The 17,208-nt window shown below is 67.9% G+C and carries 16 protein-coding genes; 9 read left to right on the top strand and 7 right to left on the bottom strand.

Going from position 1 to position 17,208, the window contains the following annotated elements:
* Positions 1-35 precede the first annotated feature (35 nt).
* Entirely contained in the window at positions 36-809 is a 774-nt protein-coding gene (locus ACNTAO_RS01180) for an IclR family transcriptional regulator (protein WP_435160103.1), read from the bottom strand.
* Positions 810-914: 105 nt separating this feature from the next.
* Between ACNTAO_RS01180 and ACNTAO_RS01175 the strand changes: the two genes are divergently transcribed.
* From ACNTAO_RS01175 to ACNTAO_RS01145, 7 genes are all read left to right on the top strand, one after another.
* A complete protein-coding gene (locus tag ACNTAO_RS01175) occupies positions 915-2,123 on the top strand; it encodes an acyl-CoA dehydrogenase family protein (RefSeq protein ID WP_435160101.1) in 1,209 nt (402 codons plus the stop codon).
* A gap of 99 nt (positions 2,124-2,222) precedes the next feature.
* Entirely contained in the window at positions 2,223-2,822 is a 600-nt protein-coding gene (locus tag ACNTAO_RS01170) for a MaoC family dehydratase (protein WP_435160100.1), read from the top strand.
* Entirely contained in the window at positions 2,819-4,327 is a 1,509-nt protein-coding gene (locus ACNTAO_RS01165; RefSeq protein ID WP_435160099.1) for an acetyl-CoA hydrolase/transferase C-terminal domain-containing protein, read from the top strand. The genes ACNTAO_RS01170 and ACNTAO_RS01165 overlap by 4 nt, the downstream gene beginning before the upstream one ends.
* Before the next feature lie 188 nt (positions 4,328-4,515).
* Positions 4,516-5,604 carry a TAXI family TRAP transporter solute-binding subunit gene (locus tag ACNTAO_RS01160; RefSeq protein WP_435160098.1) on the top strand — a complete coding sequence of 363 codons (1,089 nt, stop codon included), beginning with the start codon at positions 4,516-4,518 and terminating at the stop codon, positions 5,602-5,604.
* 36 nt (positions 5,605-5,640) lie between these two features.
* Positions 5,641-7,959 (top strand): TRAP transporter permease, encoded by a 2,319-nt coding sequence (locus ACNTAO_RS01155; RefSeq protein WP_435160096.1) that lies wholly within the window; start codon positions 5,641-5,643, stop codon positions 7,957-7,959.
* Positions 7,960-7,999: 40 nt separating this feature from the next.
* Positions 8,000-9,184: an MFS transporter gene (locus tag ACNTAO_RS01150; protein ID WP_435160095.1), complete on the top strand. Its 1,185-nt coding sequence runs from the start codon at positions 8,000-8,002 to the stop codon at positions 9,182-9,184.
* 86 nt (positions 9,185-9,270) lie between these two features.
* Positions 9,271-9,699 carry a universal stress protein gene (locus ACNTAO_RS01145; RefSeq protein WP_435160093.1) on the top strand — a complete coding sequence of 143 codons (429 nt, stop codon included), beginning with the start codon at positions 9,271-9,273 and terminating at the stop codon, positions 9,697-9,699.
* A gap of 38 nt (positions 9,700-9,737) precedes the next feature.
* Here ACNTAO_RS01145 and ACNTAO_RS01140 read toward each other — a convergent pair whose 3' ends face one another.
* Complete coding sequence (locus ACNTAO_RS01140; RefSeq protein ID WP_435160091.1) at positions 9,738-11,126, bottom strand: MmgE/PrpD family protein; 1,389 nt, start codon at positions 11,124-11,126, stop codon at positions 9,738-9,740.
* Positions 11,127-11,283: 157 nt separating this feature from the next.
* Here ACNTAO_RS01140 and ACNTAO_RS01135 point away from each other — a divergent pair, with 157 nt between their 5' ends.
* The gene (locus tag ACNTAO_RS01135) at positions 11,284-11,562 is read left to right on the top strand and encodes a ribonuclease P protein component 4 (RefSeq protein WP_435160090.1); all 279 of its coding nucleotides are present in this window, start codon (positions 11,284-11,286) and stop codon (positions 11,560-11,562) included.
* A gap of 26 nt (positions 11,563-11,588) precedes the next feature.
* Here the strand turns inward: ACNTAO_RS01135 and ACNTAO_RS01130 are convergent, their stop codons facing one another.
* From ACNTAO_RS01130 to ACNTAO_RS01120, 3 genes are all read right to left on the bottom strand, one after another.
* Positions 11,589-12,272 (bottom strand): HAD-IIB family hydrolase, encoded by a 684-nt coding sequence (locus ACNTAO_RS01130; protein WP_435160089.1) that lies wholly within the window; start codon positions 12,270-12,272, stop codon positions 11,589-11,591.
* Positions 12,273-12,350: 78 nt separating this feature from the next.
* Positions 12,351-13,523, bottom strand: a complete 1,173-nt coding sequence (locus tag ACNTAO_RS01125; RefSeq protein WP_435160087.1) for a Cdc6/Cdc18 family protein — start codon at positions 13,521-13,523, stop codon at positions 12,351-12,353.
* A gap of 64 nt (positions 13,524-13,587) precedes the next feature.
* A complete protein-coding gene (locus tag ACNTAO_RS01120; protein ID WP_435160086.1) occupies positions 13,588-13,788 on the bottom strand; it encodes a hypothetical protein in 201 nt (66 codons plus the stop codon).
* 130 nt (positions 13,789-13,918) lie between these two features.
* Here ACNTAO_RS01120 and ACNTAO_RS01115 point away from each other — a divergent pair, with 130 nt between their 5' ends.
* Positions 13,919-14,320, top strand: a complete 402-nt coding sequence (locus ACNTAO_RS01115; protein ID WP_435160084.1) for a hypothetical protein — start codon at positions 13,919-13,921, stop codon at positions 14,318-14,320.
* A gap of 22 nt (positions 14,321-14,342) precedes the next feature.
* Here the strand turns inward: ACNTAO_RS01115 and ACNTAO_RS01110 are convergent, their stop codons facing one another.
* Together ACNTAO_RS01110 and glpK are read right to left on the bottom strand one after the other, a co-directional pair.
* On the bottom strand, positions 14,343-15,407 hold the full coding sequence (locus tag ACNTAO_RS01110; RefSeq protein ID WP_435160083.1) for a DUF7973 family transport facilitator: 1,065 nt from the start codon (positions 15,405-15,407) through the stop codon (positions 14,343-14,345).
* A complete protein-coding gene (glpK, locus tag ACNTAO_RS01105) occupies positions 15,408-16,946 on the bottom strand; it encodes a glycerol kinase GlpK (RefSeq protein WP_435160082.1) in 1,539 nt (512 codons plus the stop codon). It lies immediately after the preceding gene.
* Positions 16,947-17,208 lie beyond the last annotated feature (262 nt).

Here is a 17,208-nt window from a genome sequence, read left to right as displayed (position 1 = left end):
GGCCGAGCCGGCCGGGCAGCGTCGAGGCCGCAGGATCAGGCGTACGCGACGTTCAACTCGAGTTCGTTGGCGGCACCGAGCAGGTAGTCCGGCAGCTCGCCAGTGAGCCTGTCGCCGGCGAGCCGGTGGGAGGGGCCAGAGACGCTGAGCGCGCCGACGACGGTGTCGTCGACGACCACCGGGACGCCGACGGCGTTGAGCCCGGACACGTTCTCCTCGCGGTTGAGGCTGTACCCGCGTTCTCGGCCGCGTTCGAGCGCGTCGAACAGGCGTCGCTCGTCGGTGATCGTCGCGTCGGTGCGGGCAGCGAGCGGCTGCTCCTCTAAGATCGCCGCCGCCTGCTCTGCGGTCATCGCCGCCAGGATGGCCTTTCCGGCGGCCGTCGAGTGAAGCGGGATCCGGCTTCCGATACCGGGGTCCGTGCGGACCCCACGCGCGCCGACGGCACGACAGAGGTACACGGCCTCGCCGTGCTCTTCGACGATGTACTGCGCTCGTTCGCCCGTCTCGGTCGCGATCTCGGCGACCTTCTCGCGAGCGAGTTCGTACCCCGGGTGGCTCCGACACGCCCGCTGGCTCAACTGGAGGAATCGCAGTCCGAGCTGGTAGCCGTTCGCACGTTCGACGACCAGTCCGAGCGATTCGAGCGTCTGTAGGTGTCGGAACACGGTGCTCTTCGCGTACGGTACCTCGCGGGCGATGTCTGAGAGCGTGGGACTGGCCTCCGCACGCACCTGCTCGATGATCTCGAACACCGTCTGTGCGGCACCGACGCGGTCTCGGTCGGGTTCGTCCTCCGTCTTGGTCATGTGTCCACCGGCGAGCGCCGGGACAAATGTGTTCTGCATCGTCGAACGAACGCGTCGGTTCCCCTACCAGTACCGTTATTATACAATAGATAGTGAAGAATTGGTATGCCAGTCCCGCGGTTCGACATCGACCTGACGGAGAGCCAGCGCCACGTTCGCGAGTCGATACGCGCGATCTGTGACGACTTCGACCACGCGTACTGGCGGCGGCACGCTCGCGAGGAGACCTATCCGCACGAGTTCGTCGATGCGCTCGCCGCGGAGGGATGGCTCGGGGTGCTCGTTCCGGAGTCGTACGGGGGGAAGGGGCTCGGAACGCCAGAGACGGTGGTGATGATGGAAGAGATCGCCGCGAGCGGGGCCGGATTCGGCGGTGCACAGACGATCCACGGGGGGATATACAACTCGCCGCCACTGGTGAACAACGCGAGCCCGGACCGCAAGGAGACGTTGCTTCCGAAGATAGCGCGGGGGGAGGTCTCGATCCAGGCGTTCGGGCTGACAGAGCCCGAGGCGGGATCCAACGCGCCGAGCATGGAGACGTTCGCCCGGCGCGAGGGGGACGAGTACGTCGTCTCCGGCGAGAAGATGTGGATCTCCCGGGTCGACGTGAGCGACTACATGCTGTTGGTCGCTCGGACCAGTCCCAAGTCGGCGGTCGACAAGCGTACGCGCGGCATCTCCACGTTCCTCGTAGATCTCGAAGACGCGCGATCGCAGGGTCGGTTACACAAAGAGCCGATCGAGAAGTCGGCGAGCACGTTCGTCAACTCCTACCGGCTGACGTTCGACGACCTTCGCGTTCCGGCCGAGAACCTGATCGGCGAGGAGGGCGCGGGATTTTACCAGGTCCTCGACGGCCTGAACGAAGAACGGCTCGTCATCGCCGCAGAGCTGATCGGGATGGCCGAGCTCGCCCTGTCGAAGGGTGCCGACTACGCCGCGGACCGGGACGTGTTCGACCGGCCGATCGGGGCGAACCAGGCGATTCAACACCCCTTGGCGGCCGCACACGCCGAAGTGCAGGCGGCCCGACAGGTGACGTACGAGGCCGCGAGTCGGTCCGCCGAGGGCAGCCTCGACCGGGAGTCGCTCGGTGCGCGTGCGAACGCGGCGAAGTACCTCGCCGCCAACGCGGCGTCGAGCGCGGCGGACGCCGCCGTGCAAGCTCACGGCGGGAAGGGGATCGCTGTCGAGTACGACGTGGAGCGATACTTTCGTGAGGCGCGGCTCTCTCGGCTCGTGCCGATCGCCCAGGAGCTCGCGCTCAACTACATCGGCGAGCGGGAGCTCGGGCTCCCGCGCTCGTACTGAGCGTCTCGAGCGCGACGATACCGCACTTAGTGACACCATGACCCGTACCGTCACCGGAACGACTCACCACCGATACCATACAACACATACACTTGACGCATGACCGACGACCCAGCCACTAACGAATCCAGCAGCACCGACAACGCAGACAGTGCCGACGAGAGACGACTGATAGCGGGCTGGCAGGGCAGGTACTACGAGGACTTCGCCGTCGGCGACGTGTACAAACACCCGTACGGTCGCACGGTGACCGAGACCGACAACGTCTGGTTCACGAACGTCTCGATGAACCTCAATCCGATGCACTTCAACGAGGCGTACGCCGCGACCACCGAGTTCGGCGAGCGACTCGTCGACGGCACGTTCGTCATCGCACTCGCGGTCGGTATGAGCGTGATCGACGTCAGCGCCAACGCGACCGCGAACCTCGGGTACGACGCGATACGCCACCACGCACCGGTGTTTCACGGAGACACGCTGTTCGCGGAGTCGGAGGTGCTCTCGAAACGCGAGTCGGACTCCCGTGATCACGTGGGTATCGTCACGACCGAACTCCGCACGTACAATCAGGACGGCGACCTCGTCCTCTCGTTAGAGCGCACGCCGATGGTGTTGAAGCGGTCACACGCCGACCCGACGGCGGCACAGCCGACGGGGTGGCCAGCAGGCATCGGCACCCAGCCGGAGGACGTCTCGTGAGCGGATCCTCCGGGTCGAACGACGCCGGCGTGCCGACGGCGGCGAACCCGGTCCCGTCGACGCGACTGACCGGTCGCCTGTCGACCACGACGCCCGCGGAGGCCGCCGCGACCGTCCCGGAGACGGCGACCCTGTTGGTCTCTGGGTTCGGCGGCGTCGGGTATCCGAAGCTCGTTCCAGAGGCGATAGCAGCCGGCGACCAACGCGAGCTGACCGTCGTCTCTGGCGGTGGGGTCGGCGACGAGATCGACCGCGACCTCGTCGAGTCGGGGGACATGGCGCGACGGTACCCGTTCGTTCCGAACGAGACGGTTCGAGACGCGGTCAACGCGGGTGCGGTGGCGTTCCACGACAGACACATCTCGCGGCTCGCAGACGAGGTTCGGTTCGGCGGTCTTCGCGCCGGCATGAACGGACCGACCGTCGCCATCGTGGAGGCCGTGGCGGTCGGGAGCGACTGGCTCATCCCGTCGACGTCGGTCGGACACACCCCGGCGTACGTCGAGACGGCGGACCACCTCATCGTCGAAGTGAACCATGCACAGCCGCTCGAACTCGGTCGGGTCCACGACGTCTACCTCCGGCAGGCGCCACCACACAGAGAGCCGATCCCGCTCGACGATCCGCTCGACACGATCGGGGGACCGGCCATCAGATTCGATCCGGCGACGCTCCGAGCCGTCGTCGAGACCGACCGGCCCGACGACCCCTACGAGTTTCGGGAGGCGGGGAAGACCGAACGGGCGATCGCCGACCACCTTTGTCGGTTCCTGGAGGCGGAGCTGGCACGGAACCCACTGCTTGCAGAGCGGGTGAACCTCCAGTTCGGCGTCGGGTCGCTCGGGAACGCCTTGATGGGTGGGCTGTCGGCCGTCGACTTCGGCGATCGCGAGGTGTCGTACGTGGGGGAAGTGGTACAGGACGGCCTGTTAGACATGCTCGACGGCGGCCAGCTATCCGGCGCGAGTGCCACCTCGCTCGCGCTCTCCGCGGACGGACAGGCGCGGCTGTTCGACGACGTCGAGCGCTACGCAGCCGACGTGATTCTCCGTCCAGCAGACATTTCGAACGCGCCGGCGCTGATCGACCGGTTCGGCGTCGTCGGGATCAACAGTGCGGTCGAAGTCGACCTCTACGGAAACGTCAACGCCACGCACATCCGCGGGACGCGGGTGGTGAACGGCATCGGAGGCGGCGGCGACTTCGCCCGCAACTGCCGGCTCGGGATCGTCACCCTTCCCTCGACGGCCGTCGAGGGTGACGTGTCGCGGATCGTGCCGCTCACGCCGCACGTCGACCACACAGAACACGACGCGAGCGTCGTGGTCACGGAACACGGCGTCGCCGACCTTCGAGGGCGGTCGCCGCGCGAGCGCGCCGAGGCCCTGACCGCGGTCGCCGACCCCGCGTTTCGCGAGGACCTCGAGCGCTACCGCCAGCGCGCGGCGTCCGGCGACGGCAACACGCCACACGACCTCGAGTCGGCGTTCGACTGGACCCGGTAGCGATCGGGACGTGCGTCGGTCGGCCGGCCGGTCCCGTGGTTCGTCGGTTGGTCCCCACGTATCGTGCTCCGGTGCCGGCCGAGAGCGACGCCGCGGAGACGATACGGTGCGGCGTGACCACCGCGTGATACAACTATCAGGAGTAATTACGTTACACTTTTACCGACGCGTTCTCTCTCATATATCGCATGATAGATGATGACAGCACGAAGCGGCGGGACGTCGTCAAAGGAGCGGCCACACTCGGGGTCGTCGGCCTCGCTGGGTGTTCTGGCGGCGGCGACGGTGGCGAAGGCAGCAGCGGTGACGGTGGCGACGGCGGCGACGACGGCGGTGAGGTGACGATCACCATCGGCGGCACCTCGACGGGGAGTTCGACGCAGGCGGCCGGCCAGGCGCTCGCGCGAGCCGCTCAACAGCACAGCGACTTCCTCAACGTCTCGGTCCAAGAGACACAGGGGTGGACGGCGAACCTCTACGAGTACGCCAACGACCAGATCCCGGCGATGGGTGTCGACAACAACTCCCTCTCGAAGGCGCTCAGCGAGGAGGGGCCGTTCGCCGAGGATCCGGTCGACACGCTCCCGAATCAGGGCTTCCTGTTCACGTCGCTTCAGATTCACTGGGTCGGCCTAGAGGGCAGCGGCGTCGAGTCGGTCGCCGACCTGCGCGAGGGTGGCTACACGATCTACCCGATCCAGCCCGGCTTCGGAACGCGGCTCCTCACCGAGGAGATCCTGAAGGAGGCGGGACTCTGGGAGCAGAACGACATCCTCAACGTCGACACGGGCGACATTCCCGGGGCCGTCGAAGAGGGTCGCGTCGACGCGCTGTGTCTGTACGGGGCGAACGGCGTCAACCTCTCCGGTTGGTGTCAGGAGGTGGACGTCCGCAGCGGCGGCGGCCTGAATCTGCTCGAGGTCGACGACGAGTTCCGCTCGGTGGTCGAAGAACACCCCGGAGCGATCCTCGAAGAGGTCGAGCCGTACGGCTACGAACAGGAGGTCACGGCGTACACCGACACGCTCACCGCCTGGTCGCTCGCCGGACAGTGGGCGTTCAGTCCGGACATCCCGGCGCGTGCGACCGAGGAGGTGTGCCGTCTCGCGATCGAACACGAAGAGACGCTGCGTGAGTCGGACCCGACGACGCTCGAGTACACGCCGGAGGCGATGACGCAGACGGTGATCCCCGAGATCGACGTCCACGCCGGCGTGGCCGACTTCTTCGAGGCGAACGACGTCTGGAACGACTCCTGGAGCCGCGGCGACGAGTAGCGCTCCCGGGAGCTTCACCACCCCTACATCCGACGAATGTCCACGAACTCCGAGACACCATCCGACACAGACGACGCCGAGCCGTCCTCAGCAGGGGACCTGCTCGCTACCGATCGCTCGCTCGAACTCGCCGACGGTTCCAGAGGGAACCGACAGCTCTGGTTGTACCTCCTCTCACTGCCGTTTTGGGCGCTCGTCATCTTCGTGCCCACGGTCGTCGTGCCGAACGCGCTGTCGGGTGCGTACGGAGCGTGGATACCGGCGCTCCTCGTCGAGGACCCGGCGGCAGCCGCAGCAACCGCCGAGTCGTTGTCGACGACCGTACTCGGCGTCGCCGGGGCGGTCGGCATTCTCGGCGTAACGGCAGCTATCCTCTGGCTCGGCTCCGGGATCGAAGAACGGCTCCGGATGGCGCTCGTGTCGTACTCGGTCCCGTTCTGGATGATCGTGATGTGGTACTCGTACACCCAGCAGATGCCCCGTGGGCGGTACGCCGTCGCCTTCCTCGGGTTCATCCTCGCGTTGTACGTCCTCTCCGAACTCGACCGGCCGCTCGTCGAGAAGCGCTGGCTCGAGGCAGGACTGTTGCTCACGACCGGTCTCATCTCGGTCGTGACGAGCGGGTACCTGTTCATGAACTACCAATCCGTCGCGATCGACACGGTCGGGCGGGCGACGGAGGGGCAGATCGCCCTCGCGTTCTTGTTTACGCTCTCGATGATCTACCTCACGTGGCGCTCGTTCGGGCTCACGTTCCTCACGGTCGTGCTCATCGGGATCGGGTACGGGCTTGCCGGGCCACAGATGCCGGGCGCGCTGAGCCACGGCGGGCTCTCGCCCGACCGCATCCTCCGGATCCTCGTGGTCTCGGTCGACGGCTTCTACGGCTTCCTCACGAGGCTCGTCGCGGCGTGGATCGCCTTGTTCCTCCTGTACGCCGGGTTGTTGAAGGCGTACGGCGCGTTCAGTCTGATCCTCCGGCTCGCGGTCCGGTCGGCGAAGTACGTCGACTCGGGGATCGCACAGACGGCGGTCATCGCGAGCGCGGTCATCGGCTCGGTCAACGGGAGCCAGACGGCGAACGCCGGGATGACGGGGTCGTTCACGATCCCGTTGATGAAAGAAAACGGGATCAAACCGGAGACCGCGGGCGGCATCGAGGCCGTCGCCTCGACGTCCGGACAGGTGCTCCCGCCGGTGATGGGCGCCGGTGCGTTCATCATGGCGTCGCTCATCACGGGGATCACCTACGTCGACGTGATCATCGCGGGGCTGATCCCAGCCGCAGTGCTCGTCGTCTCGATCGTGATGGCCGTCCACTACGTCGCGGCACCGCAGATCGCAGACCCCGAGATGAGCGGCGTGTTCTCCGAGGCGATGGACCGCCAGGAGATGGTGCTCGAGTCGATCAAGTACGGGGTGCCGCTCGCGATCCTGATCTACGTGCTCGGGGTGTTACAGTACACCGTGATGACCGCCGCGCTCTACACGGCGCTGTCGATGATCGCCTTCGGCATCGGGATCCCGCTCGTACAGGCGACGCTGGCCGGAGAGAGCCGTCGAGACGCGTTCGTCGGGACCCTAGAGCAGACGGTCGACGGCTTCCGAGAGGGCGTGATCGTGGTCGCACCGGTCACCATCATCCTCGCGGCGATCAATGGCGTGGTCGACATTCTCATGGCCACCGGCGTGCCGACGGCCATCTCGCTCACGCTCTTGGACCTCTCTGGGGGGGTCGCGATCATCGCGTTCGTTCTCGCGATGATCATCTGCATCCTACTCGGGCTCGGCATGCCGACCACCGCGGCGTACACGGTCGTCGCGTTGCTCGTCGCTCCGACGCTCATCAGCCAGTTCGCCGTCCCCGAGTTCGCCGCGCACTTTTTCGTGTTCTACGCCGCTATCTTGGCCGGCTTGACGCCGCCGATCGCGACGTGCGTCGCGGTGACGTGTGGGATCTCCGGCGGCGGGTTCTGGACGAGTTGTAAGGAGGCGCTTCGGATCTCGGCGCCGCTCTTCGTGCTGCCGTTCGCGTTCGTCTACCATCCGGAGCTCGTTTCGGGGACGTTCGAACCCGCGGCGATCGTTTCGGGACTGCTCGCGCTCTTCGGGTCGATCGCGATGATCCACGGGATCAACTATCAGTTCGTCTTCGGTCGGGGGCAGACGTACGGCCTTCGGGTGGCGTTCTTCGTCGCCGGCGTCCTCGCGATGGTCCACCCGATGGTGGAGGTACAGCTCGGCGCGCTCGCGGCAGTCGGCGGACTGTACGTCCTTCAGACCGCCGTCGGTCGGCCGGATCCGCTACGAACGCTTCGCGGGGCGGCGGGGCTGTTCTCCGGCCGCAAACGGTAGGGTAATACGTCCCGACCCGCCTCCTTTGCGTGATGCAGTGATGGACCGTGACCTCTGGCAGACGGTCGGGCTCGTCACGGCGTGGCAGATCGCCGCGAGCGTCTGCTACTACGCTGTCTTCGCGGCCGGCCCGTTCTTCCGGGACGCGTTCGGGCTCTCCCGGTTCGAGGTCGGACTCACGGTCACCGCGCTCACGCTGGGATACGCGGTCTGTCTGATCCCCGTCGGTGCCCTCACCGACCGATACGGCGAGCGCGTAACGCTCACGGGTGGGCTCGTCGGTCTCGCGGTCGGGATGGTGCTCGTCGCCAGCGCGTCCGGATACGCCTCCTTGCTGGTGGCCGTCGTGCTCCTCGGTGCCGTCTACAGCACCGCGATGCCCGGAACGAACAAGGCCGTGTACGACACCATCCCGGCAGACCGACTGAACACCGCGATGGGGATCAAACAGGTGGGGATCACGGGCGGCAGCGGCCTCAGCGCCCTCCTCGTGACCGGACTCGCCGGCTATCTGTTCTGGCAGGCCGGGTTCCTCGTCGCCGCGGTCGTCGGCGCGGCCGTCGCCGTCGCGTTCTACGCGCTGTACCGCACGAAACGCGAGGGAACCGCCGAGTATCCAGACCTTCGGGCGCTCACCGACAATCGGCCCTACGTGCTTCTGGCGCTCTCTGGCCTCTTTCTCGGCGCCGCGCTGTTCACCACGACCGGCTACACCATCCTCTACGTCGAGGAGTCGCTCGGCGGGTCGGTCGCGTTTGGCGGCGTCGTCTTGGCAGTCGTCCAGCTCTTCGGGAGCGGTGGACGCGTGCTCACCGGCTGGTTGGCCGACCGGCTCCCGGGCGACCCACACAAACGCATCGGAGGCATCTTACTGGTCCAGACGCTCGCGAGTGGGGCGTTGTTTCTCGTCGTCGCCCGCACCTCGACGCCACGGAGTGCCGCCCTCGCGTTCGCCGCGCTGGGATTCTTCGTGCTCGGGTTCACCGGCGTGTACTACTCGTACATGACGACGCTCGTCGCTCCCGGCGCGGTCGGGAGTGCGACCGCAGGCTGTCAGCTCACGCTCAACGCGGGCGCGCTCGTCGCTCCGCCGGTGTTCGGACTCCTCGCCGACGGTGTCGACTATGGGACGGGCTGGACCTTCCTCGCCGTGACGTGTCTGCTCGCCGCCCTGCTCGTCGCCGCGGTCATCCGGAGCCCGCCGCCTCGGGCCGTAACCGCCTGACTGTGGCGGGCCGTGAGGGGACCACCGTCGATGCGGATTACTTATAGGTCGTGGACGAACAATCGTGCGGTATGTATCACGTGCTGGTGGCTGTAGACACCGACGTCGACCGCGCGCTGTCACAGGTGGACGTACTCGAGGCCCTCCCCGCCTCGGCCGACGAGCTGTTCGTGACCGTCGTCCACGTGTACGAGGCGGTCGACGCCCCCGCCGACGAGGCGGGCTCGAGCGTCATCGACGACGTCAATCGATCGATCGAAGACCTCCGCGGGATCCCAGAGTCGGTCACGGCCGTCGAGTCGCGGCTCGACGCACTGGCCATCGCTCACGACCGCGAGTTACACGTCGGTGAGCCAGCAGACGCGATCGTCTCGGCCGCCACAGCCCACGACGCCGACGCGATATCCGTCGGCGTTCGAGCGCGGACTCCGGTCGGGAAGGCCCTCTTCGGAAGCGTCGGCCAGGCGGTCCTCCTCTCGGCCGACCGGCCGGTCATCGTCGACCGGCCCGAGTGACCGGCCCCGCTCGCGACCGCGGTGGGTCAGGCTCGCCGTCACCCACCGTCGCTCGTGGCCGCGTCGACGATCGCCGCCACCGACCGCGGCTCGCGCTCGAGGAGCGTCGTGGAGAGCCGGTCGGGGTCGACCCCCGAGCCACGGAGCAGCGCGGCCGTCTTCGCTTTGACCTCACCGTCGGTCAGCGGGGATCCGGGCTCGCCGGCGGGGATACGAACCGTCGCCGAGTGCGTCTCTCCGTCCGCCTGCACGGAGACGCGAGCACCCCACTCCTCGGGGAATCGGCGCTCGATCGCCTCGTCTGTCGTCACGCTCGTCGCGTCCATCAGCCGGCGCGTGGTCGTCGTTCCCCACCGTGGAGGAGCGTCTCCCTGTCCGACCGCGTCCAGAAACGTCGTCGCGTCTGCGGTGCCCGTCTCGAGCGTCAACGCGGCGACGAAGGGTGCAGAAAACTGACAGTCGACGAAACTCTGCGGGCGCCGCTTCGCCTCGATCGGGTCGCCGGTCAAACGAACGCCCGGGCTCGGAACGGCCATCTCGACCGCCGACACCGCACGCGTCTCGATCGACGGAGCGAGCTCGCGGAGGCCGTCGATCGCCGCGTGGAGGTACCGACAGCAGGGATACGGCTTCAGTCCCGTCTCGGCGACCGCGTCGCGCGTCTCCAGCCGGTCGATCGCCGCGTGGTCCGGGTCGGGTGTGTACCCCGCGAGGAAGCCGTACTCGCCGTCGATCGGCGCTTCGGCCCCAACGACGCCGGCCGCGGCGAGCGTCGTCGCCTCGATCCCGCGGCGAGCGGCGAGTCCCGGGTGGAGGCGCTTGTTCCACGCGCCGTTCTCGAGGAACTGGATCGATCCCGCCGCCTGGCTCCCCGCGATACCGAACGCGTCCCGAAGCGCGGCCTCGGTGAGGCCACCGGCGACGCCGGCCGCCGCGACGGCGCCGAACGTGCCACAGGTCGCGGTGATGTGAAACCCACGCGCGTAGTGAGCGTCCGGCCCGACGAGTTCACCGACCGTACACGCCACGTCGTAGCCGGCGGCGACCGCGTCGTAGAACCGCTCGACGCTCGCGTCGGTGGCCTCGGCGGCGGCGAGCGCGGCGGCGACCGTCGGCGCCGCCGGGTGAAGCGACGAGCCGAGGTGTGTGTCGTCGAAGTCGAGACTGTGCGCGAACGTCCCGTTCGCGAACGCGGCGTCGGCCGGAGTCAGCCGTCGCCCGCTCGGAACGAGCGTCGCGGCGGAGTCGGTCGCCGGGTCCGGTGCCGGACCACAGAGCGCGTCGATGCCGTCGAGCACCGCCGGCGACGAGTCCGCGTGCGTCACGCCGCCGATGGTCACGCCGAACCAGTCGAGGAGGTGAGCAGGGAGCGCGTCGCGGTCGCCGTCGGCTCGCAGACAGTGGGCGACGAGGCGCTCAGTTACCATGCGACAGATCGGCGCAGCACACACATCAACGTTGGCGTCTCGGCAGACGGCCCGTCGGTCCGACCACGGTCGCCACCACGCGATCGGATCCCGGGACGACACACGACTCGACGCGGGGAGCGACAGCGGCTTGTCACTCGACCCGGTGAGAGCGACCATGGGGATCCCCTCCGAGCGAATCGATCGGCTGTTCGGTCTCGCACGCGAGGCCGTCGTCGACGGCGAATACGACCGCGCGCGCGAGTACGTCCGGCTCGCGCGTCGTATCGCCGAGCGGAACCGCTGTGGCGTCCCCCGCGAGTTCGAGCGTAAGACGTGTGACGACTGTGCCGTATACCTCCGGGCCGGAGAGACGAGCCGGGTGCGACTCGGCCCTGGACGCGTCGTCGTCAGGTGTCGCGAGTGCGGCGCGACCGGTCGGTACCCGTACGACTGAGCCGCACGACCAACGTCGTCGACCGCTCAGCGGTTCGCCGCCGTGTGAAGCGTGTCGAGGACGGCCATCGTTCCGTCCGCAAACGACTCCTCGAGGACGACGTCTGCGGCCGTGGTCGCCGCCTGGTCCGCGTTCGCGACGGCGTACGAGCGCCCGACGACGTCGAACGTCGACACGTCGTTCTCGCTGTCGCCGATTGCGACGAACGCGTCGGGAGCGAGCTCGAGCGCCTCGGCGACGAGACGAAGTCCGTCGCCCTTACTAACGGTCGGCGACGTGAGGTGGAAGGCGTAGCCGGTGTCGATCAGGTCGACGTCGTCTGTCGACGCCGCCACCGACCGCAACAACGACTCGTCGGCGTCGGGTGCCGCCGCGACCTCCGTTTCGCGCCAGCGGTTCACGGTCTCGTCTGTCCCCCATCCCAGGCTCCCGCCGCGCTCGAGGAAGGCCTCGGCGGCGGCCTGGGGAGCCGCTGGATTCGCTCGGATCGACGTCTCACCGTCCGCGTGGACGACCCCACCGTTCTCCGCGACCACGCGGATCGGGAGTCCGAGAAACGTCGCGAGCGCGACCGGGTACGGGAACGCCTTCCCCGTCGCGAAGACGACCGGGGCGTCCCACGTCGGGAGGCGCTCGAAGACGCGAGGGTCGATGCGCCCGTCGGCTGTCGTCAGCGTGCCGTCGATGTCCAACGCGAGCGGCGGAACCATATCGTGTGGTTCGTGCAGCGTCCCGAACTACCTTGCGCTCGACCGACGATCGGGACGAGAGGCCGCCGGCACCGACGGCTACGGTCCCGATGTTGGCCGCGCGAACACCTCCCGAAACACCACCGTCGGGAAGCGCGGCACGAGCCGGCTCGGGGGGCGGCCCTTCCCGTCGCTCCGCTCGACGGTCACGCGCTCGAGCAGCTCGGCGTCCGCGAGTTCGTAGAGCATCCGTCGGACCGTCGACACCGAGAGGTCGACGTGATCGGTCGTAGCGATGGCCTCTGTCGCCGTGCTCACCGAGGAGCGGTCCGACTCCGGCAGCGAGACGAGCTCGTAGAGCAGCCGCTGCCGGCTCGCAGAGAGACCGAGGACTCGGCCGAGTGCAGCACACGGCTTGGGGACTCCCTCGATGCCCGCGTCGAGGTGGGTCGGTCTGATAGTCGACGCCCCGCTCCGCGTCGCCGTGATGGCCGCGCCCGCGATCGCCGCGAGTGCGTCGTGTGCGTCGCCTGACGCCCACTCTGCGACTTCACGGATCTGATCGTGGCTGATCGCGTCGCGCCCGAGCCCGGTCGAACACCGGCTCGTCAACAGCTCGACGAGCACGTGTCGCCGGTAGCGGGTGAACGCGACCGACGCGTCGGGGTCCCACGCGAGCGCGTCCGGCTGGTCTCTGCCGAGACAGACCGGAACGATCCGGCCGGAGACGTCCGTGAGCCACTCGACGACCGTCGCCGGCGCGGGCGTCTCCGGCTCGTTCGTGTGGTCGACGGCGACCACGACCGCGGTGCCGTCGTCGACGGCCGACCGAAGGGACGCGGCGAGGTCGTCGGTGCCCACGCCGTGGTCCGGAACCGACTCGTCGGTGACGGCGGCGAGCGTGTCGTGGTAGAGTCGAAACCGGGTGCCTGCCCGTCGCGCGTCGACGTAGACGAACCCCGGCAGGGTCGGCTCGACGGCCCGCGTCGTCGTCTGGATCGCCTGCGGTGGGCCGCTGTACGTCGCGAGTCGGGCGAACAGTGCGCTCACGACCGCCGACTTCCCGCTACCTTTCGGTCCGAACACGTAGGTGCTCGGCGGGAGCTGCCCGCTGAGTGCCGGGTTGAAGACGTCGAGCAGCCGCTCGAGGGCCGGCCCGCGACCGATCGGCGAGTCGAGGTGTGCGACGGGCGAGACAGCGTCGAGGGTGATCAACACCCCCGCTCCGGCGTCGTAGCCCAGACGGCGTTCGATGCGGTCGTCGATGTTCATCGAGCGATCACCGCCGGCGGGCGACCGCACGCGCGGCGACGCGGGTGCGTGAGCGCGGCCGTCGCTACCAGTGGTCCGGCTTGTACCGGTTGATGAGCACCGTCGACACGGTGAAGACGACGCCGCTTATGACTCCGGCGAGCACGCCCGATGCGACCCGCACCGCGGGCGAGCCGGCCGTCGTCACCGCGGTGACGGCACCGACGATGCCGGCGACGACGAGCAGATTTCGCCCGTCCGCGCGGGTGAATCCGTACGTGTTCATGCGCGACCATCGAGGGTGGTCGGGTTAAATCCACCCACCTCGAGCGGCACTGGCACGGATCGTCGCGCGGCGGTGAGACCGGCCGCGTCGCAACCACACACTTATTCGCCGGGGTTTCGTTCCCCGCGACATGACAGAGCCGACCGTCCACGACTCGGTGAAGCGGGCCGACCAGTGGAGCAAGGCCGCGGCGCTGGTCGTCGCGGTCGTCGCGTTCGTGGCGATACGCGCCGTCGTCGCGGACGTGCAGTTCGCCTCGATCACCGCGGCGGCCACGGGGATCGCGGTTCGACTGTACGTCCCGTACCACGCGAACCTGCGGATCCCCGAGGCCGAACGGACGCCGCTCGCCGACCACCCGGCAGTAGGCGAGTACCATCACGGTGCTGCGGGGCTCGGCCTGTTCGTCTCGTCTCTCGTCGCGGTTGGCGCGTTCGTCGCTACTCACGCGCTCGTCACCGCCGTTGGCGTCGGGGTCATTGCTGGTGGCGTCGGATACGTGGTGTTTCTCTCGGTGCTGCCGAACGAATAAAAGGGTTCGAGCGGCGCCGGGTTCAGATCGGCGTCACCCAGACCGACCCGAAGACGCCGGCCGCGACGAGCACCGCGATGATGAACGTCGAGACGGCGATGGCTGCGGCGGGTGGGTCGACGTGGGTGTCACCGTGCGCGTAGAAGACGCGCTGGAACGCCTCACCGAACACCGCACCGAACAGCCCGAAGAGGGCCGCGGCGAGGAGACCAGCGACCGGTCCGTACATCGCGCTCGCGCCGACGAACGCCGTCGCACCGGGGAGCGTCATGTGGTGGGTGACCGGGATGCGCTCGACGCCGAGGTTCAAGAAGATGAGCGTCGCGGCGCTGATGCCGAACCCGAAGAACGGGTTGCCGGACTGGATCGTGATGTACCCCGCGGCGACGCCGGTGACGGCACCGATCGCCGCGACGTGTGACCAGTTGTACATGTTCGGCAGCCACGGCTCGACGGCCAGGCGGTCCTCGCTGTCTTTGCCGCCGTCACCGGGTACCTCACCGGCGTCGCGCATCTCGCCGCGCTCGAACGGCCCCATGTCGAAGAAGCCGTTCGCCTTGCTGCTTACGTTGCCGACGATCGAGTAGCCGAACACGACCCGATGGAGGATCGCGCTCGCCACGACGGTGAACGCGATCTGGTCGAACGGCATCCCGAGCTGGACGAGCGTGGTCTGTAAGAGCACGCCGAAGACGCCGAAGATGGCGCCGACACCCAGGATGTCCGGACGGCTACCGAGCGCGAAGCCGATGTCTTTCGCGTTGTGGTAGTCGAAGCCGGACTCCATCGCGCCGGCCTTCGCGGCGTACGCGGAGGCGGCTGCACCGCCGGCGAACGAGATGTGCGGGCCGAACACCGGGCCGAACGCGACGCCGACGCCGGCGCCGTTCGCCGCGTCACCGCCGAACACGCCGGCGATGACGAGGAAGCCGGTGAAGATGAAGGCGGGAAGCGCACCGAGCGCGGCACCGAACGCGCCGCCGGCGGCGGCCCCGAGCCAGAGCGCGGGGTCGAGGAGCGCACCGACCAGTCCCGACTGCGCAACGACACCGCCCGACGCGAGCATCGCCGACACTTCAGCGCTCATCTACTCGTCCTCCTCGTCCTGCGCCCAGTTGAGCGAGCGCTCGACGGCGTCACCCCAGCGGTCGTACAGCGGGTCGACCTCGTCCTGGGACTTCTCCGGGCTGAACTCGCGGTCGATCTGCCAGTTGTCCCGAAGTTCGTCCACGGTGTCCCAGTAGCCGACCGCCAGCCCCGCGGCGTACGCGGAGCCGAGCGCGGTGGTCTCGTCGACCTCCGGTCGCGCGATGTCCGTCTGGATGATGTCGGACTGCAGCTGACAGAGGAAGTTGTTCTTGACCGCGCCGCCGTCGACGCGCAGCGACGTCATCTCGACGCCGGAGTCGGCCTCCATCGCCTCGGCGAGGTCGCGGGTCTGGTACGCGATCGACTCGAGCGTCGCGCGGACGAGGTGTTCTTTCTCGGTTCCACGGGTCATGCCGACGATCGCCCCGCGGGCGCGACCGTCCCAGTGGGGCGCGCCGAGCCCCGTGAACGCCGGCACCATGTAGACGCCGTCGGTCGAGTCGACCGACCGGGCGAGCTCTGCGGTCTGTGCGGCGTTGTTGATCAGGTCGATGTCCTCGAGGAACTCGATCGCCGCGCCGGCGATGAAGATCGACCCCTCGAGTGCGTACTGCACCGGCTCACCGGACATCTGGAAGCCGATGGTCGTGAGCAGGCCGTTCTCGGAGGTGACGGCCTCCTCGCCGGTGTTCATCAGGTAGAACGCACCGGTGCCGTAGGTGTTCTTGGCGTCGCCCTTGTCGAAGCACGTCTGGCCGAACAGCGCGGCCTGCTGGTCGCCGAGTGCGCCGGCGACGGGGATCTCCTCGCCGAGGAATCCGTCTGCGTCGGTGTGGCCGTAGTAGTCGTCGTCGGAGGAGGGACGGACCTCGGGAACCATCTCCCGCGGCACGTCGAACTCCTCGAGGAGCTCGTCGTCCCACTCCATCTCTCGGATGTTGTACAGCATCGTCCGCGACGCGTTCGTCACGTCCGTGATGTGGTTGCCCGTGAGGTTGTAGATGAGCCACGCGTCGATGGTGCCCATGAGCAGTTCGCCGTCGCGGGCGCGCTCTCTGAGGTCACGACCGCGCGAGGCGGACATCTTGAGTGGCTCTGCGTTGTCGAGGATCCACTCGGTCTTCGTCGCAGAGAAGTACGCGTCACACTCGAGACCGGTCTTCTCGCGGATCTCCTCGACTTTGCCCGCCTCCTGAATCTCTTCGACGCGGTCGGTCGTCCGGCGGTCCTGCCAGACGAGCGCGTTGTGGACCGGTCGGCCCGTCTCGCGGTCCCAGACAATGGTGGTCTCCCGCTGGTTCGTGATCCCGAGCGCCTCGAGCTGGCTCGCTTCGAGTCCCGCGTCCTCGAGTCCGTCGAGGACGACCTGCTTCGTGTTCTCCCAGATCTCGAGCGGGTCGTGCTCGACCCAGCCCGGATTGGGGTAGATCTGTTCGTGTTTTTCATACGCGTTCGCGACGACCTGGCCCGCGTGGTCGAATACCATGAAGCGGGTCCCGGTCGTCCCCTGGTCTATCGCACCGACATACTGTGTCATGTGTTGGATCCCTCTTGCGGCGCTGGTCCGTTCGAGTCGACGACCCGCGCTGTGGTCTGGGTGCCGCGGGAGCACGTCTCGTCTGTCACCCCACCCCGACGGGCCGGTTCCGGGGGGCATCCCCGGCTATCCGTCCCCACGTTCGGAGGGGTGTCGTCGTCTCGGGATATTTTCACGGAAGCTACCACGCCGTTCGTGAACATAATGTACTACCATAATAATCTTGCTGTTAGAATCCGCCCGAAAGCGCGGCGCGTAGGCA

The sequence above is a fragment of the Halorubrum zhoui genome (genome assembly GCF_051194155.1).
GTDB lineage: Archaea > Halobacteriota > Halobacteria > Halobacteriales > Haloferacaceae > Halorubrum.
This window is presented reverse-complemented; position numbering and strand designations above follow the sequence as displayed.

Bases quoted from the DNA above. Each gene is read 5' to 3' on its own strand.
- ACNTAO_RS01180 (WP_435160103.1), bottom strand. From the start codon at position 809: ATGACCAAGACGGAGGACGAACCCGACCGAGACCGCGTCGGTGCCGCA.
- ACNTAO_RS01175 (WP_435160101.1), top strand. From the start codon at position 915: ATGCCAGTCCCGCGGTTCGACATCGACCTGACGGAGAGCCAGCGCCAC.
- ACNTAO_RS01170 (WP_435160100.1), top strand. From the start codon at position 2,223: ATGACCGACGACCCAGCCACTAACGAATCCAGCAGCACCGACAACGCA.
- ACNTAO_RS01160 (WP_435160098.1), top strand. From the start codon at position 4,516: ATGATAGATGATGACAGCACGAAGCGGCGGGACGTCGTCAAAGGAGCG.
- ACNTAO_RS01155 (WP_435160096.1), top strand. From the start codon at position 5,641: ATGTCCACGAACTCCGAGACACCATCCGACACAGACGACGCCGAGCCG.
- ACNTAO_RS01150 (WP_435160095.1), top strand. From the start codon at position 8,000: ATGGACCGTGACCTCTGGCAGACGGTCGGGCTCGTCACGGCGTGGCAG.
- ACNTAO_RS01140 (WP_435160091.1), bottom strand. From the start codon at position 11,126: ATGGTAACTGAGCGCCTCGTCGCCCACTGTCTGCGAGCCGACGGCGAC.
- ACNTAO_RS01135 (WP_435160090.1), top strand. From the start codon at position 11,284: ATGGGGATCCCCTCCGAGCGAATCGATCGGCTGTTCGGTCTCGCACGC.
- ACNTAO_RS01130 (WP_435160089.1), bottom strand. From the start codon at position 12,272: ATGGTTCCGCCGCTCGCGTTGGACATCGACGGCACGCTGACGACAGCC.
- ACNTAO_RS01125 (WP_435160087.1), bottom strand. From the start codon at position 13,523: ATGAACATCGACGACCGCATCGAACGCCGTCTGGGCTACGACGCCGGA.
- ACNTAO_RS01120 (WP_435160086.1), bottom strand. From the start codon at position 13,788: ATGAACACGTACGGATTCACCCGCGCGGACGGGCGAAATCTGCTCGTC.
- ACNTAO_RS01115 (WP_435160084.1), top strand. From the start codon at position 13,919: ATGACAGAGCCGACCGTCCACGACTCGGTGAAGCGGGCCGACCAGTGG.
- ACNTAO_RS01110 (WP_435160083.1), bottom strand. From the start codon at position 15,407: ATGAGCGCTGAAGTGTCGGCGATGCTCGCGTCGGGCGGTGTCGTTGCG.
- glpK (WP_435160082.1), bottom strand. From the start codon at position 16,946: ATGACACAGTATGTCGGTGCGATAGACCAGGGGACGACCGGGACCCGC.